Origin of the sequence: Streptomyces sp. NPDC048825 (assembly GCF_043198355.1) — a bacterium.
Classification (GTDB): Bacteria; Actinomycetota; Actinomycetes; order Streptomycetales; family Streptomycetaceae; genus Streptomyces; species Streptomyces xiangluensis.
The window spans coordinates 89,988-109,459 of record NZ_JBICUR010000022.1 but is presented as its reverse complement, the minus strand read 5'-3'; the positions used below and the strand labels follow the sequence as shown (position 1 = coordinate 109,459).

Annotated in this window: 14 protein-coding genes and 1 pseudogene; 3 read left to right on the top strand and 12 right to left on the bottom strand. The window is 69.6% G+C overall.

The features are described 5' to 3' along the window. Positions 1-77 precede the first annotated feature (77 nt). Positions 78-545, bottom strand: coding sequence for a winged helix-turn-helix transcriptional regulator (locus tag ACGFNK_RS38800; RefSeq protein ID WP_388678507.1), 468 nt, complete (start codon positions 543-545; stop codon positions 78-80). 92 nt (positions 546-637) lie between these two features. Between ACGFNK_RS38800 and ACGFNK_RS38795 the strand changes: the two genes are divergently transcribed. Further along, positions 638-1,138, top strand: a complete 501-nt coding sequence (locus ACGFNK_RS38795) for a PaaI family thioesterase (RefSeq protein WP_386346227.1) — start codon at positions 638-640, stop codon at positions 1,136-1,138. A gap of 122 nt (positions 1,139-1,260) precedes the next feature. Here ACGFNK_RS38795 and ACGFNK_RS38790 read toward each other — a convergent pair whose 3' ends face one another. The 5 genes and pseudogenes from ACGFNK_RS38790 to ACGFNK_RS38770 form a co-directional block, all read right to left on the bottom strand. Beyond that, positions 1,261-2,259 carry a sugar phosphate isomerase/epimerase family protein gene (locus ACGFNK_RS38790; RefSeq protein WP_393423783.1) on the bottom strand — a complete coding sequence of 333 codons (999 nt, stop codon included), beginning with the start codon at positions 2,257-2,259 and terminating at the stop codon, positions 1,261-1,263. A gap of 25 nt (positions 2,260-2,284) precedes the next feature. Then, positions 2,285-3,481, bottom strand: a complete 1,197-nt coding sequence (locus tag ACGFNK_RS38785) for a Gfo/Idh/MocA family protein (protein ID WP_393423780.1) — start codon at positions 3,479-3,481, stop codon at positions 2,285-2,287. Between the two features lie 84 nt (positions 3,482-3,565). Then, a complete protein-coding gene (locus ACGFNK_RS38780; protein ID WP_393423777.1) occupies positions 3,566-4,585 on the bottom strand; it encodes a sugar ABC transporter substrate-binding protein in 1,020 nt (339 codons plus the stop codon). Between the two features lie 266 nt (positions 4,586-4,851). Continuing rightward, positions 4,852-7,350, bottom strand: coding sequence for an FG-GAP-like repeat-containing protein (locus tag ACGFNK_RS38775; protein ID WP_393423938.1), 2,499 nt, complete (start codon positions 7,348-7,350; stop codon positions 4,852-4,854). A 653-nt stretch (positions 7,351-8,003) separates the two neighbouring features. Next, positions 8,004-9,433 (bottom strand): annotated as a pseudogene (locus ACGFNK_RS38770) (alginate lyase family protein). Positions 9,434-9,750: 317 nt separating this feature from the next. On the opposite strand from ACGFNK_RS38770, the gene ACGFNK_RS38765 reads away from it, so the two are divergent. Beyond that, entirely contained in the window at positions 9,751-11,238 is a 1,488-nt protein-coding gene (locus tag ACGFNK_RS38765; protein ID WP_393423774.1) for a family 43 glycosylhydrolase, read from the top strand. Between the two features lie 74 nt (positions 11,239-11,312). After that, the gene (locus ACGFNK_RS38760) at positions 11,313-12,725 is read left to right on the top strand and encodes a family 43 glycosylhydrolase (RefSeq protein WP_393423935.1); all 1,413 of its coding nucleotides are present in this window, start codon (positions 11,313-11,315) and stop codon (positions 12,723-12,725) included. Between the two features lie 131 nt (positions 12,726-12,856). Here ACGFNK_RS38760 and ACGFNK_RS38755 read toward each other — a convergent pair whose 3' ends face one another. From ACGFNK_RS38755 to ACGFNK_RS38730, 6 genes are all read right to left on the bottom strand, one after another. Further along, positions 12,857-14,317: a hypothetical protein gene (locus ACGFNK_RS38755; RefSeq protein ID WP_393423771.1), complete on the bottom strand. Its 1,461-nt coding sequence runs from the start codon at positions 14,315-14,317 to the stop codon at positions 12,857-12,859. Positions 14,318-14,434: 117 nt separating this feature from the next. Beyond that, positions 14,435-15,328, bottom strand: coding sequence for an LLM class F420-dependent oxidoreductase (locus ACGFNK_RS38750; protein ID WP_393423768.1), 894 nt, complete (start codon positions 15,326-15,328; stop codon positions 14,435-14,437). A 164-nt stretch (positions 15,329-15,492) separates the two neighbouring features. Continuing rightward, positions 15,493-16,446: a hypothetical protein gene (locus ACGFNK_RS38745; protein WP_393423765.1), complete on the bottom strand. Its 954-nt coding sequence runs from the start codon at positions 16,444-16,446 to the stop codon at positions 15,493-15,495. Positions 16,447-16,557: 111 nt separating this feature from the next. After that, positions 16,558-16,755 (bottom strand): YbdD/YjiX family protein, encoded by a 198-nt coding sequence (locus ACGFNK_RS38740; protein ID WP_393423932.1) that lies wholly within the window; start codon positions 16,753-16,755, stop codon positions 16,558-16,560. Between the two features lie 11 nt (positions 16,756-16,766). Further along, positions 16,767-18,944 (bottom strand): carbon starvation CstA family protein, encoded by a 2,178-nt coding sequence (locus tag ACGFNK_RS38735; RefSeq protein WP_393423762.1) that lies wholly within the window; start codon positions 18,942-18,944, stop codon positions 16,767-16,769. Positions 18,945-19,062: 118 nt separating this feature from the next. Next, a complete protein-coding gene (locus tag ACGFNK_RS38730) occupies positions 19,063-19,308 on the bottom strand; it encodes a DUF3311 domain-containing protein (protein WP_393423759.1) in 246 nt (81 codons plus the stop codon). Positions 19,309-19,472: the final 164 nt, after the last annotated feature.

Below are 19,472 nucleotides of genomic sequence, written 5' to 3'. Positions count from 1 at the left end.
GCCCGACTGCATGCTGGGCGGCCCCCATGCGGGCCGCCCTCACACCCATCGCCTACCGGATCGTTGGCTCACGACCTTCAGGACCTGAGGCGGGCACCAGGTCCCAGCCGGGCGGTGACTTCGCGGGGAGTGAGGGTGGAGTGCTCCGCGGAGCACTCGACGACGACGCGGACCGGGGCGTCGCAGTCGGTGTGGCGGACGTCCAGTAGAGGTCCCTCGGAGCCGAGGGCGTACGTCTCGCCCCACTGGCTCAGTGCCATCAGGACGGGCCACAGGTCCCAGCCCTTGCGGGTCAGGCGGTACTCGTTGCGGGAGCGGCTGCCGGGCTCCTGGTAGGGGACGGTCTTCAGGATGCCGGCCGAGATCAGCTTTCGGAGGCGGTCGCTGAGGACGGCTTCCGACAGGCCGATGTGGCGGTGGAAGTCGTCGAAGCGGCGGACGCCGTTGACGGCGTCACGCAGGATCAGCAGCGTCCATTTCTCTCCGACCACGTCGAGCGTGCGCTGGACGGGGCAGTTCTCCGTGCTCGCCTCAAGCCACTCCATTCCGCCATAGTACGGCCCTGGCTTCGTCATTGACAGTCAGGTGGGACAGAGACTAGCTTCACTTGCAAAAGTCAGATGGGAAGGCCTCGGTCGTGGGACGAACACGTACGTACAACTGGGAAGACCCCGCGATCCTGGCGGAAGCCGCCGGACGCATGGCCGGCATCGACTTCCTGCGCGAGCTGCATGCGGGGCAACTGCCGGGGCCGCCCATCAGCTACACCCTCGACTTCGCCCTGGACGAGGTGGAGCCCGGCAGGGCGGTCTTCTCTCTGACACCGGGCGAGGAGCACTACAACCCGATCGGCAGCGTGCACGGCGGCATCTTCGCCACCCTGCTCGACTCGGCGGCGGGCTGCGCCGTCCAGTCCACCCTCCCGCAGGGCATGGCGTACACCTCACTCGATCTGACGGTGAAGTTCCTGCGGCGGATCACGGTGGACACGGGCACGGTGCGCGCCATCGGCACGGTCGTCAGCCAGGGCCGCCAAACCGCCCTGGCCCAAGCCCAGTTGGTCGACGCGAAGGATCGTCTCCTCGCCCACGCCACCAGTAGCTGCATGCTCTTTCCGGTCCCTCCCGCAAGGCAGTGAGTCAGCCGTTCACGGTGTGTGACCGGCGCGGCGGAGGAGAACAGGACGCAGGACCTGGATGACGCCGCGTGCCAGGCCCCGCCGGTCCAGGCGCCGGGGCCCGGGGCCACGGACGGCCTGCGCTACACCCCCGCCGCCGCGCTGTGCAGATTCTTCGCAGCCAGAGCCAGCCCCTCGGTCCGGGAGTACGCCGCGTCCTCGTGCTCGATGTTGACCGCCATGTCCGGGTCGATCTCGGCGAGGGCGCGCAGGAACTCGGTCCAGTAGGGGACGTCGTTGCCGAGGCCGACCGCGACGAACTTCCACGCGGGGTTCTCCGGCCATGCGTTGCACCAGAAGCCGTAGCCGGTGGGGACCTTGCCGGGTGCGTCCGCGGGCACGCGGGTGAACGACGTGTCCAGTACGCCGCGGATGTCGGCGCCGGGACAGAGCGTCGCGTCCTTCGCGGCGGCGTGGAACACCAGCGGGCCCAGCCACTTGATGGAGGCGACAACGTCCATGCCCTGCCACATCAGGTGGGAGGGATCCATCTCGGCGCCGATGTTCGTTGCGCTCGTCTCGTCGACGAGCCGCTTGAGTGTGACGGGGGAGAACACCAGGTTGTGCGGGTGCATCTCGATGGCGACCCGGACGTCGTTCTCCCGGGCCAGCGCGTCGATCTCCTTCCAGAACTCGACGGCCACGCCCCACTGGTAGTCGAGTACGTCCATGTAGACGCCGTCCCACGGGTTCACCACCCAGGAGGGGTACTTGGCGTCGGGGTCCGAGCCCGGGGTGCCGGACATGGTGACGACGTGCTTGACGCCGAGAAGGCCCGCGAGGCGGATCGTACGGCGCAGGTCGTCGGCGTGCTTCGGGCCGACGCCGGGGAGCGGGTTGAGGGGGTTGCCGTTGCAGTTGAGGCCGGTCGGTTCCATGCCGCGGTCGGCGAAGGTCGCCAGGTACTCCTCGCGCGCGGTGGCCGAGGACAGGAGGAGGTCGACCGGGCAGTGCGGGGCGGGGATGAAACCGCCGGTGTTGACCTCGACGGAGGTCAGACCGTTCTCCTTGAGGATGTCGAGGGCTTCGGTGAGCGTGCGGTCGTGCAGGCAGGCGGTGTAGGCGCCGAGCTTGAGGGCCATGTGCGTACTCCTTGGATACGGGGCGTCAGGCGGCGGGCGGAACCGAGGTGGCCGCGCCGCCGTTGCGGGAGGACTCGACGACCGCCTGGATGATCTCCATGGTCCGCAGCGCGTCGGCGAACGTGGCGCAGGCCGGCCGCGGATCGGCGACGCCCGCGACCTGGTCGAGGAAGGCACGGGCCTGGTACGTGAAGTTGTCGGCGTTGCTGGCGCCCACCCCCGGCGCCTCCATCGGGACGCCGCCCGCGAAGTACGGCAGCTGCGGGCCGGCGATGACCTGCCGGGCGCCGCGCGTACGGGCCTCGGGCTGGGCGTCGTCGAAGAGGTACTCGGCGGGCCGGTGCTGGTCGAACGCGGCCCGGCCGCCGAGGCCCAGGACATCGAAGGCGAGCCCGTTGGGCAGGCCATAGGCGGTGCGCGACATCGAGAACGTACCGACGAGCCCGGACTCGAAGCGGGCGGTGAAGGACGCGGTGTCCTCGTTCTCGACCTCGCCGACCTCGTCGGAGACGGGTGCCGCGTTGTGCCCGACGACCGCGCCCAGCGGCAGGGGCCGCTTGGGTATCTGCGTCGACAGCGTGGCTCCGGAGACCGCGGCGATCGGCCCGGCGACGTACTCGGCGACGTCGATGACGTGCGAGCCGACGTCCCCGAGCGCACCCGAGCCGGAGCCGCCCTTGAACCGCCAGGTCAGCGGGCCGTTCGGGTCGGTCGCGTAGTCGCACCAGTACCGGCCGCTGAACAGGGTCAGATCGCCCAGCTCACCGCGCTGGACGTGCTCGCGGATCGCCGCGATGCCGGGGGAGCGGCGGAAGGTGTACCCGACGGCGGTCACGACCTCGGCGCCACGCTCCAACTCCGCCATGGCACGGGCGTCTTCGAGCGATCCGGCCAGCGGCTTCTCGCACAGCACGTGCTTGCCCGCGGCGACGAGAGCTTCCGCGATGGGACGGTGCAGGTCATTGCCGACGACGATGCTGACCGCGTCGATCGTCGGGTCCTCGACGACGGCCTCCCAGCTCGGCAGCGCCTTCTCGTACCCGTAACGACGAGCGGCATCCTCGCCGAGTACGACATTGGCGTCGGCGATCGCGGCCAGCCGGACCGGTGGCAGACCGGCACCGAAGACCGTGTTGACGTTGCGGTAACCGGCCGCGTGGCTGCGGCCGGCCATGCCGGCCCCGATGACCGCGACGGAGAGGGGCTTGGCGGATGTGGCCATGGGGGGTGCCTTTCGGAAGGGCGGGGTGATCAGGCGAAGGGCGCAGTGAGCAGGCGGGGTGTTCAGACAGAGGGATCGCGCGGATCAGCGGGTGCCCTGCGTGGCGAACTTCTCCACCGTGTCGACGTTGGACTTGTCCACGAAGGCCGGGCCGGTCAGGACCGGCTGCTCGCTGCCGCCGGAGAAGTTGCCGTTGTTCTTGTAGAGCCAGAGGGAGTCGACCGCGAGGTAGCCCTGGAGGTACGGCTGCTGGTCGACGGCGAACTCGATGTCGCCGTCCTTGACGGAGCCGACCAGGTCCTTGTTGAGGTCGAAGGTGGCGACCTTCGCCTCGCTGCCCGCATCGGCGGCGGACTGCAGGGCCGTCAGCGCGAACGGGGCGCCGAGCGTGACCACTTGGTCGATGGAGCTCTCCTGCTTGAGCTTGGCGGTGATGGTCGACTTCACGGACGGCATGTCGGCGCCGTTGACGTAGAGGTTCTCCGTCTTGCCCTTGAAGGTCTTCTTCACCCCGGCACAACGCGCCTCAAGGCCCACGTGCCCCTGGACCTGGACCACGCAGACGGCGTGCTTGGCGCCGGTCTCGTTCAGCTTCCTGCCGAAGGCCTCGCCGGCGACGGACTCGTCCTGGCCGAAGAAAGACAGCAGGTTCTGTGCCTTCCATTCGTCCATTCCGGAGTTGAAGCCGACCACCGGGATGCCCGCCTTCACCGCCTTGGCCACCACACTCTTCATGGCGTCCGGCTTGGCCAGGGTGACCGCGATGCCGTCGACCTTCTGGTCGATCGCGTTCTGGACGAGGTTGGCCTGGTTGGCGGCGTTCTCGTCGTTGGAGTAGATGAGCTTGACGTTGTCCTTGGCGGCGGCGGCCTGGGCACCCTTGCGGATGATGTCCCAGAAGGTGTCGCCGGAGGGCGCGTGGGTGACCATCGCGATCGTCATACGGGGGGTGTCGGCCTTGCCCGCGGAGATGCCGCCGGCTTCCTCTTCGGACTTCTTCCCGCCGGAGCTGCTGGAACAGCCGGCGAGGGCCAGCGCGAGCGCGGCGCCGACGGCCACGACGGGGGTGACTCTGCGGGGGCGGGGAGAGTACGTGCGGTTCATGGTTCGTGCACCTCGCTGTGCAAGGGGGGCAGGGATAGTTGGGCCGGTGACCTGCGGCTTCTGGATGGAGTGGTCTTCCCGGCGACCAATGCTTAAAGCGCTTTAAGTCTTGGTACTATCGGCTCGTTTCGAGAAGGTGTCAAGGGTGTCGCGCCACGAGATGTTGCCGGTGGCAGAAGACCGTGCCCAGTGACGCACCAGGGTGGGGCCCTCCGTGTGGAGGGCCCCACCCTGGTGCTGCTCGCCGTGTCGTGTGCCGGCGGTGTCTACGGGGTCAGCGTCTGCCCCAGGTACCCGGCTCCGGGCGTACCCAGCCCGTCGCGGCCGTAGTACACGCCCTTCGTGGTGTCGACGCCGGTGCTGCCCGAGTCCAGTTGCAGGATCGTGCCGTCGTACCCGTTCTCGCCCTCGGCGCCGATCGCGAGGTCGCCGCGGCCCCAGCCGGAGAGGTCCTGGAGTACGACCGAGGAGCCGAGCTTGTCGTTGGGTTCGGTCCAGTCGGTGATGCCGGATGTGTCCTGGCTGAACGAGAGTGCGCCGGAGCCGGTCAGGCCGGTCGAGGTGCCCTTCAGGAGCAGGGTCGCGCCCGCGTTGGTCTGGTTGGCGCCGCTGCGGGTGATGTCCTCGTTCGGGAGGCCGGTGAGGACGTCCGCGTAGCCGTCGAGGTTTTGGTCGCCGACGGAGACGGAGGTGCCCATGGCGTCGCCGGACTCGTTGGCGCCGGGGACGCCCGTGGTGTCCTGGTGGACGGTGCGCATGCCCGTGGTGGTGAAGCCGGTGGACGTCCCGGGGACCACGGTGATCTGGCCGCCCGAGACCCCGCCGGACTCGCCGGCGTACGGCTGGCCGATGACGATGTCGTCATAGCCGTTGCCGTTCACGTCGCCCGCGGCGAGGGAGCGGCCGCCCTTGACGGACAGGACACTGACCTTGACCAGGCCGGTGGGCGATCCCTTGAACCAGGTGACGCGGCCGATGCCGGACGTGTCGCGGTAGTTGAGCGCCACGTCCGCGTAACCGTCGCGGTTGAAGTCGCCCGTGGCGGCGTCCAGGTAGCCGACGGAGCCGGTCGCGGTGGTCAGCGTGCCGTACTGGGTGCCGCCGCCGGTAAGGCGTGCGTTCCAGTTGCCGCCCTTGCCGGTGCCGGCCGCGAACACGTCGGCCTTGCCGTCAGCGTTGAAGTCGCCGACCGTAACGGCCGAGCCCAGCTTGGCACCGGCCGCTGTGACGCCCGAAGTGGCGTACGAGGAGCCGGAGTTCAGGCCGGGGCCGTACAGGACGGTGACGGAACCGCGGTCGGCGTTGCCGGAGGTGTCGTCCTCGCCCGGCGCACCGATGGCGAGGTCGGCGTGGCCGTCGCCGTTGATGTCGCCCCAGGCGGTCGACGCGCCCCAGCTGTCGCCCGACTCGGAGCCGCCGGGGACGCCCGGGCTGGACTGGGTGAGCTTCACCTTGGCGCTGCCCGCAGGCCCGTCGCTGCCGCCGGGGATGACGACGACGTTTCCGACGCTGCCCGAGGCCTTCGGCACTCCGGCCACCAGGTCGGTGATGCCGTCGCGGTTGAAGTCGGCGGTCGGGATGGCTGAGTTCTTGCCGGCGCTCGACGCGTACCGGCGGATCTCGGCGAGCTTGGAGTAGAGGTTGGCACCGGGGCATTCGGTGGCGAACGCGTCACGGTGGCCGGAGATCTGGTTGAGGGTGGCCGCCTGGCCGTTCTTCCACACGCCGGTGTCGCCCTTGGCGGTCAGTGTGACGGTGCCCTTCGGGTCGCCGCCGTACTGGCCCAGCTTCCAGGCCGCGACGCGGGCCACCGACTCCTGGGTGGCGCGGGTCGGCTTGCCGGCCGGGATGCCCTTGGCCGGGTCGCCCTCGAAGTCGCCGAGCACGGCGATGCCCGTGGAGTAGCTGTTGAAGCCGTAGGTGTGTGCGCCCAGCACAGGCAGGTCGATGCCGCCGGCACGGCCCTCGAAGATCTGGCCGCACTTGTCGACCAGGAAGTTGTAGCCCAGGTCGTTCCAGCCGTTGGCGTCGATGTGGTACGCCATGATGCCGCGCACCAGCGAGGCGGACTGGGCGCAGCTGTAACTGTTCGAGCCGACCGTGTGGTGCACGAAGACGGACTGCACCTTGTCGTTGTACGCGGGCGGGTCGTCGACCTTCGACTCGTCCGCGCCCCACCCGGCCCGGCTGATGACGGGCGGCTGGGTGACGGTGGACGGCGGGGCGGTCGGCTTGGTCTCGGTGGGCGGGGGAGGAGGCGCAGTGTCGGTGGCCGTGGCCGTGGCCGAGTCGGTGGGGGACGTGGAGGCGGGGTCCGTGGCGTCGGATGTGGTTTCCGTGGAGGCGGGGTCGGTGCTCTCGGACTCACTCGGCGCGGGAGCGGTGTTGGTCTCGGTGGGCTCTGTGGTCGCGGCGCCGGGAATCTCCTCGGCCACGTACGCGGCCGGTTCGATCTCGGTGCCGGTGGACTCGGACTCCGCGGCCGTCACCACACCGGGGTCGACGAGGTTGACTTCGAGTCCCTTGGGCAGCCCGGCACTTGTCGTGCCGTTCTCGCGCACGACCTGTACCTCGACGCCGTCGGACGGGCCCACCCACAGCGGCTCCGAGGCTCCGCGCGTCTTGGCGGTGGCGTCCTCCGGCGGGTCCAGACCGAGCTCCAGGTCCTGCCAGCCGGTCCACTCGCCGGTCTCCGTGCTGCGGGTACGCACCTGGGCGGTGCCCTGGATCTTCTTCGAAACCTCGGTCCAGGAGACACCGAGCATCGAGAACAGCTCGGTCTCCGTGCGCGGCAGCTCGCGCCTGCTGTTGCCGGTGCCCTTCAGAGCCAGCTCGTAGACCTTCGCCGGCCGCTTGGACCTGCCGGTCGCGGCGGGATCGTCGCCGGGGCCGGCGACTGCGTAGGTCACCACGCCCGCACCACCCACGAGGACAGCACCAATCGTCAGCCATGCTCTTCGCTTCAAACTCAGCGGTGTGTACGCATGGGTCTTGCGTGGACTCAACTTGCCCCACCCCTAGGAAAATGCCTCACAAAAGAACCACCTGTCACTCAGGTGGCGATGAACCAAGCGAGTCCCATCTGTGAAACATCACTGCCAGTCAGCGGGAAGTGGCGCAGATCACGCCGAGAGGGCTCTGCCCAGGTCGTACGGCCTCGGCAGAGCCCTCGTTCGTGCGGTTCGGTTCCCGCGGGCCGGGCGCTCCGTCACCAAGCGGCCTTCCTGAAGTCGGTGCGGTACCGCGCCCCTTCAGGGGCGCGGGGCTGTGACATATGCGGCTCCGCCGCGATGGGGGTCCCCCCGCTCATGGGGGTCCCCCCGCTCGAGCGAAGCCGAGAGTGGGGGAGAAGCCGAGAGTGGGGGAGCGGCCAGCCACGACGAACCCGCAGTTTCGAACCGGCCTTCCAGCGGAGCGCTCAGGCGTCGCGGTTCGCGCGGGCACGGCGCCGTAGGAGGAGCAGGCCGCCCGCGACGGCGGTGAGACCGGTGGCGGCGGTCCAGGCCGGGAGGTCCGAGGAGCCGGTGGCGGCCAGGTCGCCGTCCCTGCCGCCCTGAGGGCTGGACGAGGGGGAGGGTGTGGCGGGCGCGGCGCCGGAGCCGGACGTGGGGGAGGGCGACGCCGACGGGGAGGCCGGGGACTCCGGCTTGGTGGAGCGGTCGCGGGTGAACGCCAGGGTGCCGAAGCCGAGTTGGTCGTAGCCGCCGCTGTTGGGGCCGTAGTCGCCACCGCCGCCCTCCGCTGCCGACTTCGCCGCTATCCGGGTGAGGTAGGAGGCCGACAGGCCCTGGCGCTTGGTGTAGTGGTTGGCGATCATGGCCCAGACCGGGCGCGTCATGGCCGGGTCCACCGGGGCCTCCTCGCTCACGGTCTCCCTGCCCGACCAGCCGTTGATCGCACCCTTGTCGCGGGTGTTCGGCGTGAACGGCACATCCTCGCCCAGGTTCCACTTCGCCACGTACTGGGCGGCCTTGAGGAAGCGGCTGTCGTCGTAGCCGTACAGGTCGATTCCCTGGTTCCAGGCCATCTCGCAGAAGGTGCCCATCAGGCCGATGCCCAGCAGGGCATGGCCCTGGTCGCGGCCGGCCTCGACCCACTCGGCGAGCCCGTCGGGGTGCACCACGGGGCTGGCGTTCTTGATGGAGCCCAGGCCCTCGCCGTGCTTGAAGTACTCGACCGCGGTGTCGACCTTGGCCTTGTCGTCGCAGAGGATGCCGATGGCGAGGACGCAGCACATGGCCGTCAGGTCCCAGTTGGTCCAGTAGTTGGAGACGACGGCGCCGTTGTGGTTCTTGAGGAAGTCCTGCTGAGCGGGGCGAAGACGTTCAGCATCATCTTCTGGAAGCGGGGCAGGTCGAAGTCGTCGTGGTCGCGGACGAGTTCGGCGGCGTTGGCGAACTGGTAGCCGTAGAGACCCGCCGCGAGGAAGCGGTCCGCGGAGCCCTCGACGCTGGTCAGTTTCGCGGACCAGGCGTTGAGGATGGCGACGGCGGTGTCCAAGTGCGCGTCCTCGCCGGTGACATGGCCGCGCAGGGCGTTCTGGTAGGCCGCGTGGATGTCGTTGTAGAGGATCGTGTAGTTCTGCGGCGAGCCCACGCCCCGGTAGATCGTGGCCTGCGGGTTGGGCCTCCAGTCGGTCTGCGAGTGGCGGTTGGCGGTGAGCTTGGCGAAGCCCGCCGTGTACGGGGCCGCGCCCGCCTTCACCTTGGCCGCCATGCGGTCGAGGTCGGCTCGGGTGTGCAGCTGCCCGGGGTGCGCGAACGCCGTGCCTGCCGCTGACGCGGAGGTCGCGGGGACGGCGGCGCCGATGGCTGCCGCGCCCGCGGCCGTACCGGCGATCTTCAGCATGCTCCGGCGGTTGATCTCTGCTTTCACGGCTTCGGTCCTCAGGGGTGGGGTGCGTGCCGATGCGTAGGCGTACGGACAGGAGACGCTTGGGCCCGTGGTGGATAACAAAAACTGAGCCGTCACGCCCCAGAAAGCCGTCGCGCACCGGGAAGCCGTCACGCCTCGGAAAACTGATCGAAATCAAACCCGTCGCATCCATTGACGCTCCTTCCGCCCCACCCTTACCTTCTGGTCGAAGTTACGCACAGTGTTCGTGATCTCGAACGTACTGTAGTCCGGGCGGACGCCCAACCTGCCGCCCCCAGAAGGGACTTACCGTGTTCCGCACACGCCACTGGTTCATCCTCGGGGCGGCGCTACTGGCCCTGTTGGGGGCGCTCGTCACCGCTCAGCCCGGGGCCGCCGCCGAAGGCCGGCCGTACACCAACCCCGTCAAGGCGCAGAAAGGCGCCGATCCCTGGCTGGAGTACTACAACGGCAACTACTACCTGGTGACGACCTCGTTCACGGGTGAGCTGACCATGCGCAAGTCGCCGACGCTGGCGGGGCTGAGCACCGCCCCGAGCGTCCAGATCTGGTCGGACAGCACCTCCAGCCGCAACTGGAACATGTGGGCGCCGGAGATCCACTTCTTTGACGGCAAGTGGTACCTGTACTACTCCGCCGGGCCGCGCGGCTCCGCCTGCTGCGACGACCAGCGCACCCATGTGCTGGAGAGCGCGGGATCGGACCCGATGGGGCCGTACACGCACAAGAACACCCTCACCGGTTCCAACCTCAACCCCAACGGCTGGCTCATCGACGCCAGCGTGCTCAAGCACAACAACAAGCTGTATCTGGTGGGAAGCGGTTCGGCAGGCGGCAGCAAGCAGAGCCTTGTCATCGCGCCGCTCAGCAACCCGTACACACTCGCCAGCTCCACCTTCACCGTCATCTCCAGCCCGACGCTCAGCTGGGAGACGCAGAGCGGTGAGGTCAACGAAGGTCCCGAGCCGCTCTACCGCAACGGACGGACCTTCCTCGTCTACTCCGCCAGCGCCTGCTGGGGCCCCGACTACAAGCTCGGCCAGCTGGAGCTGACCGGTTCCGACCCGCTCCTCGCCTCCTCCTGGACGAAGAAGCAGACCCCGGTCTTCCAGCGCAGCGACGCGAACAGCGTGTACGCGCCGGGGCACAACGGGTTCTTCACCTCGCCCGACGGCACGGAGAACTGGATCGTCTACCACGCCAACGACGCGGCGGGCGACGGCTGCGACAACGGCCGTACGACCCGCGCCCAGAAGTTCACCTGGAACGCCGACGGCACCCCGAACTTCGGCACCCCGGTCGCCCTCGGTACGACGATGGCCGGCCCCTCCGGTGAGACGGCCACGACCCCGACCGCCTACACCCTCGTCAACCGCAACAGCGGCAAATGCCTCGACGTCAACGGTGGCAGCACCGCCGACGGCGCCAACATCTTCCAGTGGACCTGCAACGGCGGGGCCAACCAGAAGTGGCGCATCGAGGACCGCGCCGACGACACCAGCCGTCTCGTCAACGTCACCACCGGCAAGGTCGCCGACATCGCCGACTGCAGCACCGCCGACGGCGCCGACGTCCGGCAGTGGTCCTGGCTGAACAACAACTGCCAGAAGTTCCGCATGGTCTACCTCGGCGGTGACTACGTGCGGATCGTCAGCGCCGCCACCGGCAAGGTCATGGACGTCGCCAACTGCGGCACGGCCAACGGCACCGACGTACGCCAGTGGACCTGGCTCAACAACAACTGCCAGCAGTGGCGCATCCAGCCCACCACCGCCTGACCACCGCCTGACCACCGACTGATCGGGAGATCCTCATGAGACGCAGAACCTTCCTTGCCGGGGCGGCCACCGCGATGGCCGCCGGGCCGGCCGTACTCGCCGCGGGCGGACCCGCCCACGCCGCCGCCCCCGCCTCGCCCTCCGTGACCTTCACCAACCCGATCGCCCTCCAGCGCGCCGACCCGCACATCCACAAACACACCGACGGCTACTACTACTTCACCGCCACCGTGCCCGCGTACGACCGCATCGTGATGCGCCGCGCCACCACCCTCCAGGGCCTTTCCACCGCCCCGGAGACCACCATCTGGACCAAGCACTCGAGCGGTGAGATGGGCGCCCATATCTGGGCGCCGGAGATCCACTTCATCGACGGCAAGTGGTACGTCTACTTCGCCGCCGGTGCCTCCAACGACATCTGGAAGATCCGGCCGTACGTCCTGGAGAGCAGCTCCGCCAACCCGCTGACCGGGACCTGGACCGAGAAGGGGCGTATCGCCCTGCCGCTGGACACCTTCTCGCTCGACGCGACCACCTTCGTCGTCGGCGGCAGCCGCTATCTGAGCTGGGCGCAGAACGATCCGGCCGTGGGCAGCGGGACCAATCTCTATCTCGCGAAGCTGTCCAACCCGTGGACCATCTCCGGCACTCCGGTACGGATCTCCACGCCGACACACGCATGGGAGACCGTGGGCCACCGCGTCAACGAGGGCCCTGCCGTCATCCAGCGGGGCGGCAAGGTCTTCATGGCCTTCTCCGCCGCCGCCACCGACGCCAACTACTGCCTCGGCCTGCTGACCGCCTCCGCCTCGGCCGATCTGCTCAACCCGGCGTCCTGGACGAAGAGTTCGCAGCCTGTCTTCAGGAGCAACGACGCCACCGGGCAGTACGGGCCCGGCCACAACACCTTCACCGTCTCCGAGGACGGCAAGTCGGACGTACTCGTCTACCACGCCCGCAACTACAAGGACATCAGCGGCGATCCGCTCAACGACCCCAACCGGCGCACCCGTTACCAGAAGCTGTACTGGAACGCCGACGGCACACCCAACTTCGGCATCCCGGTCGCCGACGGTGTGACCCCGGTCCGCTTCTCCTCGTACAACTTCCCCGACCGCTTCATCCGCCACTGGGAGTACCGGGCGAAGCTCGAACCGAACGTCACCAACCTCGCCGACTCCCAGTTCCGCGTCGTCGCCGGCCTGTCCGGCAGCGGCACCGTCTCCCTGGAGTCGGCGAACTTCCCCGGCTACTACCTGCGCCACAAGAACTACGAGCTGTGGGTGGAGAAGAACGACGGCTCGACCACCTTCAGGAACGACGCCACCTTCTCGCGGCGCGCGGGCCTCGCCGACTCCGCGAGCGGTGTCTCCTTCGAGTCGTACAACTTCCCGGGCCGCTACATCCGCCATTACGAGAACCTGCTGTACATCCAGCCGATGAGCACCAGCCTCGACCGGCAGGACGCGACGTACTACGCCGAGTAGCTCCGCTGGAAGCACGGTGATGAACCTGCGGGCCGGTGGGGGCTGGTCGCTCTGCGGACCCGCAAATGTCACAGCCCCGCGCCCCTACGGGGCGCCATACGCCCCCCATGGGATCCAGCCCCGCCCGGAAGTCAAGAGCCGGGCGGGGCGAAGCCCGTCGTCGTGAAGGACGTCTGGTCCCGGGGCGTCGTGCCGTCGGTGATCCACCAGTGTGTGGGGTGCTCACCGTACGTCCCGAAGAGGCCGCCGGCCGCCCAGTTGAGGATCAGCTCGTCCTTGCCGTCGCCGTCGAAGTCGGCGGCTCCCGCGGGCCGGGCATGGCGCCACTTCGCCGGGATCTTCTTGCCGTCCGCCTTCGCCGGTCCTTCGCGCAGGACCGGGGTGCGCCGGTCGCCGTCGATGAGCGTGGCGTTCTCGTACGTGGCGACGAGGATGCCGTCGCGGCCGTCGCCGTCGGGGTCGGCGGCTGCGAAGTCTCCGGGGCCGTAGTCGGTCTTCCGGTCCTTGGGTGCCTCGGGCAGCCGGTGGGTGACCGGTGCGGCGCCGCTGCCGGGGTACACGGCGAGCGAGCCGTCGACCTCGGGGGCTTCCGTCTCGTAGCCGGGCTCGTCGTTGCGGCCGCCGTCGTCTCCGATGACCACATCACGCTGCCCGTCGCCGTCGAAGTCGCCGAAGGCGTGGGCGTTTCCGAGGCGCAGCTGCCTGCCGTTCGCGGACACGCCCTCGCCGCGGCGGGCGGGGTGGAGGGTGTTGGCGGACTGCTCACCGTCGTTTGCCCCCTGGATGAGCAGAGAGGTCGCGCGCGGCTTGCCCGTCGGGTCGATGTCGTCCGCGATGAGCCAGCCTTCCGACCAGGGCAGGCTGGTGTCGGTGCGCGCGGGCACCCCCGACCGGGTGAACGGGCCGTACAGCACCACGAGCGACGACTGGTTCCGCGCGAGTGCCGCGAGGTCGTGGTGCCCGTCGCCGTCGAAGTCGCCGCGCACCTCGGATTCCACGCCCTGTTCGGACACGCTCGGGGGCAGCCGCACCTCGGTTGCCCCGGCACCCGTCCTGGGCCCGGCAGGTCCGCCCCACGCCACGTACGGGAGGGAGCTGGGGGCGGAGACCTGCCCGTCCGTCACCCGCTCGCCCGCGACGCTGGTGACGAAGTCCGGGAAGCCGTCGCCGTCCAGATCGGCGGTGACCATGGCCTCCGCGAGGACACTGTCGGGACCCGCCCACCCCGGCGGCGGAGCGGGCAGGCCCAGATCGGCGCGGTCGTAGACCGTGCGGGTCGCCGGGTCGAGTCCCTTGGCCGATCCGTAGACCACACCGATCCGCTGCTCGCGGCCGGGGGCTTCCGGATTGCCGCGGACCTGGACGGGAACCAAGAGATCGCGATGCCCGTCGCCGTTGATGTCGTCGGGGTCCTTCGTTCCCTTCCCCGGCGTCGGCGCCCGGCTCTCGGCAGGCGCGCTGGGAACCGGCGCAGCCGACGTCCCACCGCCCGAGGGGGACGGCTCGCGGCCCGTTCCGTCGCTGCCGCATCCGGTGAGCGAGGCGAGCACGACGCTCACGGCGACGGCTGACAAGGCGATACGAGGCTTCATGCGCCTCACCGTCACATCCCGTGCCGAGCCGGCTCCAGCGGATGCGAGGACCGTTGCCCAGTCGTCGCTCAGCCGTTCTGGGAACGGGACCGGACAGCCGGAGAGGACCCGTCGCCGTCAGGCCAACAGCCCAGCCAGGCGGCGCCATTCGGGGCGAGGAAGGGCTGACCGATCCTGGTCGGTGACCAGTTGGAAGGCCACATGGTCGGCGCCGGCGGTGTAAAAGGCGTCGATCCGCTCGCGGATGCGATCGTCGTCGCCCCAGGCGAAGAGCGTGTCGATCAGTCGGTTACTGCCGCCGTCCGCGAAGTCGTCCTCGGAGAAGCCGAACCGCAGGAAGCTGTTCGTGTAGTTCGGCAGGGTGAGATACATGGCGAGAGTGTCGCGGGCGAGCGAGCGCGCGCGGTCCGGGTCCGTCTCCAGGACGACCTTCAACTCCGGCGCGAGCAGCGGGCCTTCGCCGAGGATCTCGCGGGCGTCCGCGGTGTGCTCGGGAGTGACCAGGTACGGGTGCGAGCCGGCGGCGCGATCGCGGGACAGCTTCAGCATCTTGGGTCCGAGGGCGGCCAGGACCCGGCGCTCGGCGGGCACTCCGGCGGCGTCCAAGGCGTCCAGATAGCCGACCATGGACGCATACGGGCGCCGGTACTGGTCCGCCAGCTTGGCGTGACTCACCCCGAGGCCCAGCAGGAACCGGCCGGGGTGAGCCGCGTCCAGCTCGGCGAAACGCGCGGCGGTGTCGGGGGCCTCGTACTGCCAGATGCTCTGGATGCCGGTCGCCACGGTCAGCCGCGAGGTCGCCTCGATGAGCGGCACGGCATGCTGCGTCGCGCTGTTGCCGCCCAACCAGACGGCGCCGAAGCCGAGTTGTTCGAGCTCGGCGGCGGTCTCGGCAAGCTCACCCCGTTGTGCCGGATCCTCCGAACGCAGCCCGACACTCCAGATGCCGTACCGTCCGACTGCCTCCTTGGGTGAACTGTGGCGAACCCCAGTCGTGACGTCGTCCGTCATCGGCTCCGACTCCTTCCGAAGGTTGTGCACTGTCGTACGAACCTGTCGCAGCAGCCCCAACCGGCGGCTCCTTCGGGATATTCCGTCGATCGGGAGCGCGACGACCAACTCCCGTCAGGCGGCGGACCGTTCGAAGATCCTCGGCGGCTACGCGAGCGCGGAGGTCACTTCCCGCGACGGCCCGCCGACCGGTCCCGCCAGTACAGGAACGTGCGCTTCGGATCCGCCAGCAGGTCCCACGGGTGGTTCGTCATATGGCGGCCGATGCGGTGGAAGACGGCGGCTGCCTCGGCCGGGCGGTAGGTGCGGGTCAGGGCGAAGGCAAGGAAGTTGAGGTCGGTGACCGCTTCCGCGTGTGGTGCGGCGGCGGTGTGGAACCAGCCGGTCAGGGCCCCGTCGATCTCCTTGGCCGCCCGTGGTTCGTTCCAGGACCCGCTCGCCCCCAGCGCGGCGAGCGGGTCCTGCCGCAGCCGGTGGGCGACGAGTTCCACGCGGGCCGCCACGGGCAGCAGGGCCAGGGGTGAGCCGTATGGTGCGTGGGCTGCGCACTGCTCGGCGAAGTCCAGCATGTCGGGGACGGTTCCGTGTGCGCGCGGGGACAGATAGTGCAGGAGCCGGTGATGGGCGGTTCTGTTCCACGGGGCGCGGTTGACGGCCTCCCTCCACACGGGCACGACGTCCCGGGCGGGAGCTGCGAAGGAGTGCAGGAGTGACAGCAACGCCAGCCAGGGGGTGGGGTCCTCGGGACAGGCTTGCGCGGCGTGCAGACACGCCTGCTCGGCCCGCCGGGCGGCGGCCGGCCCTTCGGCCGGGGCCCGCCCGGACAGGGTGAACGCCTGCAGGACCAAGGCGTCGCCGTCGCCCGGCCGGTCACCGATCCACCGTTGCGCCACCGCCGCCGGCAGGCTTCCCGCCAGTACGGAGATCCGGTGTACCCGGCGGTCCCAGTCGCGCCCGGTGGTGTGCAGCAGCTCGGCGACCGGCTCCCAGAACGGGCGGGTGCGGCCCGCGCCGAGGCCGTGGAGCTGCTGGGCGGGGCGGAGTTCGGCCAGGACGGCGTGCAGTGCGTCGTCGTCGAGTTCGGGCCGGATCAGCAGGGCGGGGCGGCGTCTCAGCATCTCGAATCTCGAGTCGAGTTGAATCTTGGGGTGCTACGTGGTGCGCGGGGCGGGCGTCGCGTCAGGGCTGATGGCGTGCCCGCCCCGCGGTCTGTTGGTGCGTGCCGTGCGTCAGCAGCAGCGGCTCTGCGGATGGTTCTCCCGGTGGTGCGTCCGCAGGACCTCGTACTCCCGTCGGCTGGGCAGCGGAGCGCCCGGGTGCAGGCGTCGGTGGTGCGCGCAGTAGCGGTCGTACTCCGCCTCGCCGGTCAGCTCGCGCAGATACCAGTGCACCCAGCGCACGCCCCTGGTCCAGCGCCGGACGTTCATGGACGGCATGCTCATGGACGGGCTCCCACCAGCGGTTCGCCCGCCTGCTCGGGGATGTCGATACGGGACTCGACGTACGGCGCCTCCGTCGTCGGCAGCGACCCCGGCGCGCGGATGGCCCGTACGCACACCACCGCCGCGTTGACGATCACCACGGCGACCAGCAGCAGGAACAGGGCGATCAGGACTCCGTCGACCGTGGAGTTGGTGACCACGGTGTGCATGTCGTCGAGGTTCTTGGCGGGCGCGATGACCTCGCCGGCGTCGATGCCGTCGGCGTACCGGTCGCGCTGGGCGAAGAAGCCGATGCGCGGGTCGTCGGAGAAGATCTTCTGCCAGCCGGCGGTGAAGGTGACCGCGACCACCCAGGCCAGCGGGATCGCGGTGACCCAGGCCCAGCGCAGCCGCCCGGACTTGACCAGCACGGTGGTGCAGACGGTGAGGGCGATGGCGGCGAGCAGCTGGTTGGCGATGCCGAAGAGCGGGAAGAGCTGGTTGATTCCGCCGAGGGGGTCGGTGGCGCCGGTGTAGAGGAAGTAGCCCCAGGCGGCCACGACGATTCCGCTGCACAGCCAGATGCCCGGCTTCCAGGTGACCCGGCCGATCGGCTTCCAGACGTTGCCGAGCATGTCCTGGAGCATGAAGCGTCCGACCCGGGTGCCCGCGTCGACCGTCGTCAGGATGAACAGTGCCTCGAACATGATCGCGAAGTGGTACCAGAAGGCCTTCATCCCGGCGCCGCCGAACACCCCGGAGAAGATCTCCGACATACCGACCGCGAGGGTGGGCGCACCGCCGGTGCGGGCGATGAGCGTCTGCTCCTCCACGGCCTTCGCCGCCTGAGTCAACTGGTCGGGGCTGATGGTGAAGCCGAGGCCCGCCACCGCCTGCGAGGCGGACTCGGCGGTCGTACCGAGGAGCCCTGCGGGCGCGTTCATCGCGTAGTACAGGCCGGGTTCGAGAGTGGCCGCGGCGATCAGCGCCATGATCGCGACGAACGACTCCATCAGCATGGCGCCGTAGCCGATCATCCGGACCTGCGACTCCTTCTGGATCAGCTTCGGAGTCGTACCGGAGGCGACCAGCGCATGGAAGCCGGACAGCGCGCCGCAGGCGATGGTGATGAACAGGAAGGGGAAGAGGGAACCCGCGAAGACCGGGCCCGCGCCCGAGGAGGCGAAGTCACTGACCGCCTCCGCACGCATGACGGGCGCGGCCATGACGACTCCGACCGCGAGCAGCGCGATGGTGCCGATCTTCATGAAGGTGGACAGGTAGTCGCGGGGCGCGAGCAGCATCCACACGGGGAGTACGGAGGCGACGAAGCCGTATCCGACCAGGCAGAAGACGAGGGTCGTCGGGCTCAGGGTGAAGGTGTCGGCCAGCGAGGAGTCCTGGATCCAGCTGCCGCCGATGATCGCGAGCAGCAGCAGCGCCACACCGATCAGGCTGGTCTCGACGACCCGGCCCGGCCGGATCCGGTGCAGCCAGAAGCCCATGAACAGCGCGATGGGGATGGTCATGGCGACGGAGAAAGTGCCCCAGGGGGAGTGGGCGAGGGCGTTGACGACGACGAGGGCCAGCACACCGAGCAGGATGATCATGATGGCGAAGACCGCGATCAGGGCCGCCGCCCCGCCCGCCCGGCCGATCTCGTCACGGGCCATCTGCCCGAGCGACTTCCCGTCCCGCCGCATCGACAGGAACAGCACCACCATGTCCTGCACCGCTCCGGCGAAGATCACGCCGGCCACGATCCAGATCGTGCCGGGCAGATACCCCATCTGCGCCGCGAGTACGGGCCCCACCAGCGGTCCGGCCCCGGCGATCGCCGCGAAGTGGTGGCCGAGCAGCACCCGGCGGTCGGTGGGCTGGAAGTCGACGCCGTCCTCGAGCCGTTCGGCGGGGGTGGCCCGGCGGTCGTCCGGCTTCAGTACGCGCCGGGCGACGAAGCGGCCGTAGAAGCGGTAGGCGATGGCGTACGAGCCGAGGGCGGCCAGCACCAGCCAGACCGCGGAGATCTCCTCGCCCCGGGAGAGCGCGAGGACACCCCAGCAGACGGCGCCCACCAGGGCGACGGTGGTCCACAGGAGGACGGACCGGGGGGTCATACGGGGCCGGGCGGATCCGGAGGGGGGCGGGCTTTCCGGTGCCGGGGGAGCGGATTCGGGCATGGCTGACGTAGGCATGGCGGCTCCTGGCCGTGGTGCTGGGTGATGGTGTGCGGCGCTACGGGGTGATCGTGTGCGGCGCTACTGGGTGGTGGTACCGGGCGGTACGCCGGTGGGGAAGTGGCGGGAAAGTGGCTCAGGGATCGGGCCGGTCGTGCCGGTCGTCGCGGTCATGCCTGGTCAGCGCGTACGCGGCGAGCAGGCACAGTGCGCATCCCGGCACCCAGGCGAGCTGGTACCAGTAGAAGAACGGCGTCCCGGCGAGCCGCGGGCCGGCGCCGGCGTACCAGGGGACCCACAGCAGTCCTGCGGCGGGCGCGAGAAGCAGTACGGCGACCGCGAGGCGCCGTAGCCGGTGGTGACCAGTGTCAGTCGATGTCATGACCTGCGCTCCCCTCCCGTTCCCTCTCCCGCTCTGTGTCGGTCTGTGCAAGAGTTGCCCGCCGGGCGGAACTGGTTGACAGGGAATTTCCAGAAGATTTCCCGCCGGTTTTCCATCAACCGTGTCAACCGGACGGTCTGCCCGCGCAACTCTCCGGCAAGGGC

Bases quoted from the DNA above. Each gene is read 5' to 3' on its own strand.
- ACGFNK_RS38800 (WP_388678507.1), bottom strand. From the start codon at position 545: ATGGAGTGGCTTGAGGCGAGCACGGAGAACTGCCCCGTCCAGCGCACG.
- ACGFNK_RS38790 (WP_393423783.1), bottom strand. From the start codon at position 2,259: ATGGCCCTCAAGCTCGGCGCCTACACCGCCTGCCTGCACGACCGCACG.
- ACGFNK_RS38785 (WP_393423780.1), bottom strand. From the start codon at position 3,481: ATGGCCACATCCGCCAAGCCCCTCTCCGTCGCGGTCATCGGGGCCGGC.
- ACGFNK_RS38780 (WP_393423777.1), bottom strand. From the start codon at position 4,585: ATGAACCGCACGTACTCTCCCCGCCCCCGCAGAGTCACCCCCGTCGTG.
- ACGFNK_RS38775 (WP_393423938.1), bottom strand. From the start codon at position 7,350: ATGCTCGGTGTCTCCTGGACCGAGGTTTCGAAGAAGATCCAGGGCACC.
- ACGFNK_RS38760 (WP_393423935.1), top strand. From the start codon at position 11,313: ATGGCCGCCGGGCCGGCCGTACTCGCCGCGGGCGGACCCGCCCACGCC.
- ACGFNK_RS38755 (WP_393423771.1), bottom strand. From the start codon at position 14,317: ATGAAGCCTCGTATCGCCTTGTCAGCCGTCGCCGTGAGCGTCGTGCTC.
- ACGFNK_RS38750 (WP_393423768.1), bottom strand. From the start codon at position 15,328: ATGACGGACGACGTCACGACTGGGGTTCGCCACAGTTCACCCAAGGAG.
- ACGFNK_RS38745 (WP_393423765.1), bottom strand. From the start codon at position 16,446: ATGCTGAGACGCCGCCCCGCCCTGCTGATCCGGCCCGAACTCGACGAC.
- ACGFNK_RS38740 (WP_393423932.1), bottom strand. From the start codon at position 16,755: ATGAACGTCCGGCGCTGGACCAGGGGCGTGCGCTGGGTGCACTGGTAT.
- ACGFNK_RS38735 (WP_393423762.1), bottom strand. From the start codon at position 18,944: ATGCCTACGTCAGCCATGCCCGAATCCGCTCCCCCGGCACCGGAAAGC.
- ACGFNK_RS38730 (WP_393423759.1), bottom strand. From the start codon at position 19,308: ATGACATCGACTGACACTGGTCACCACCGGCTACGGCGCCTCGCGGTC.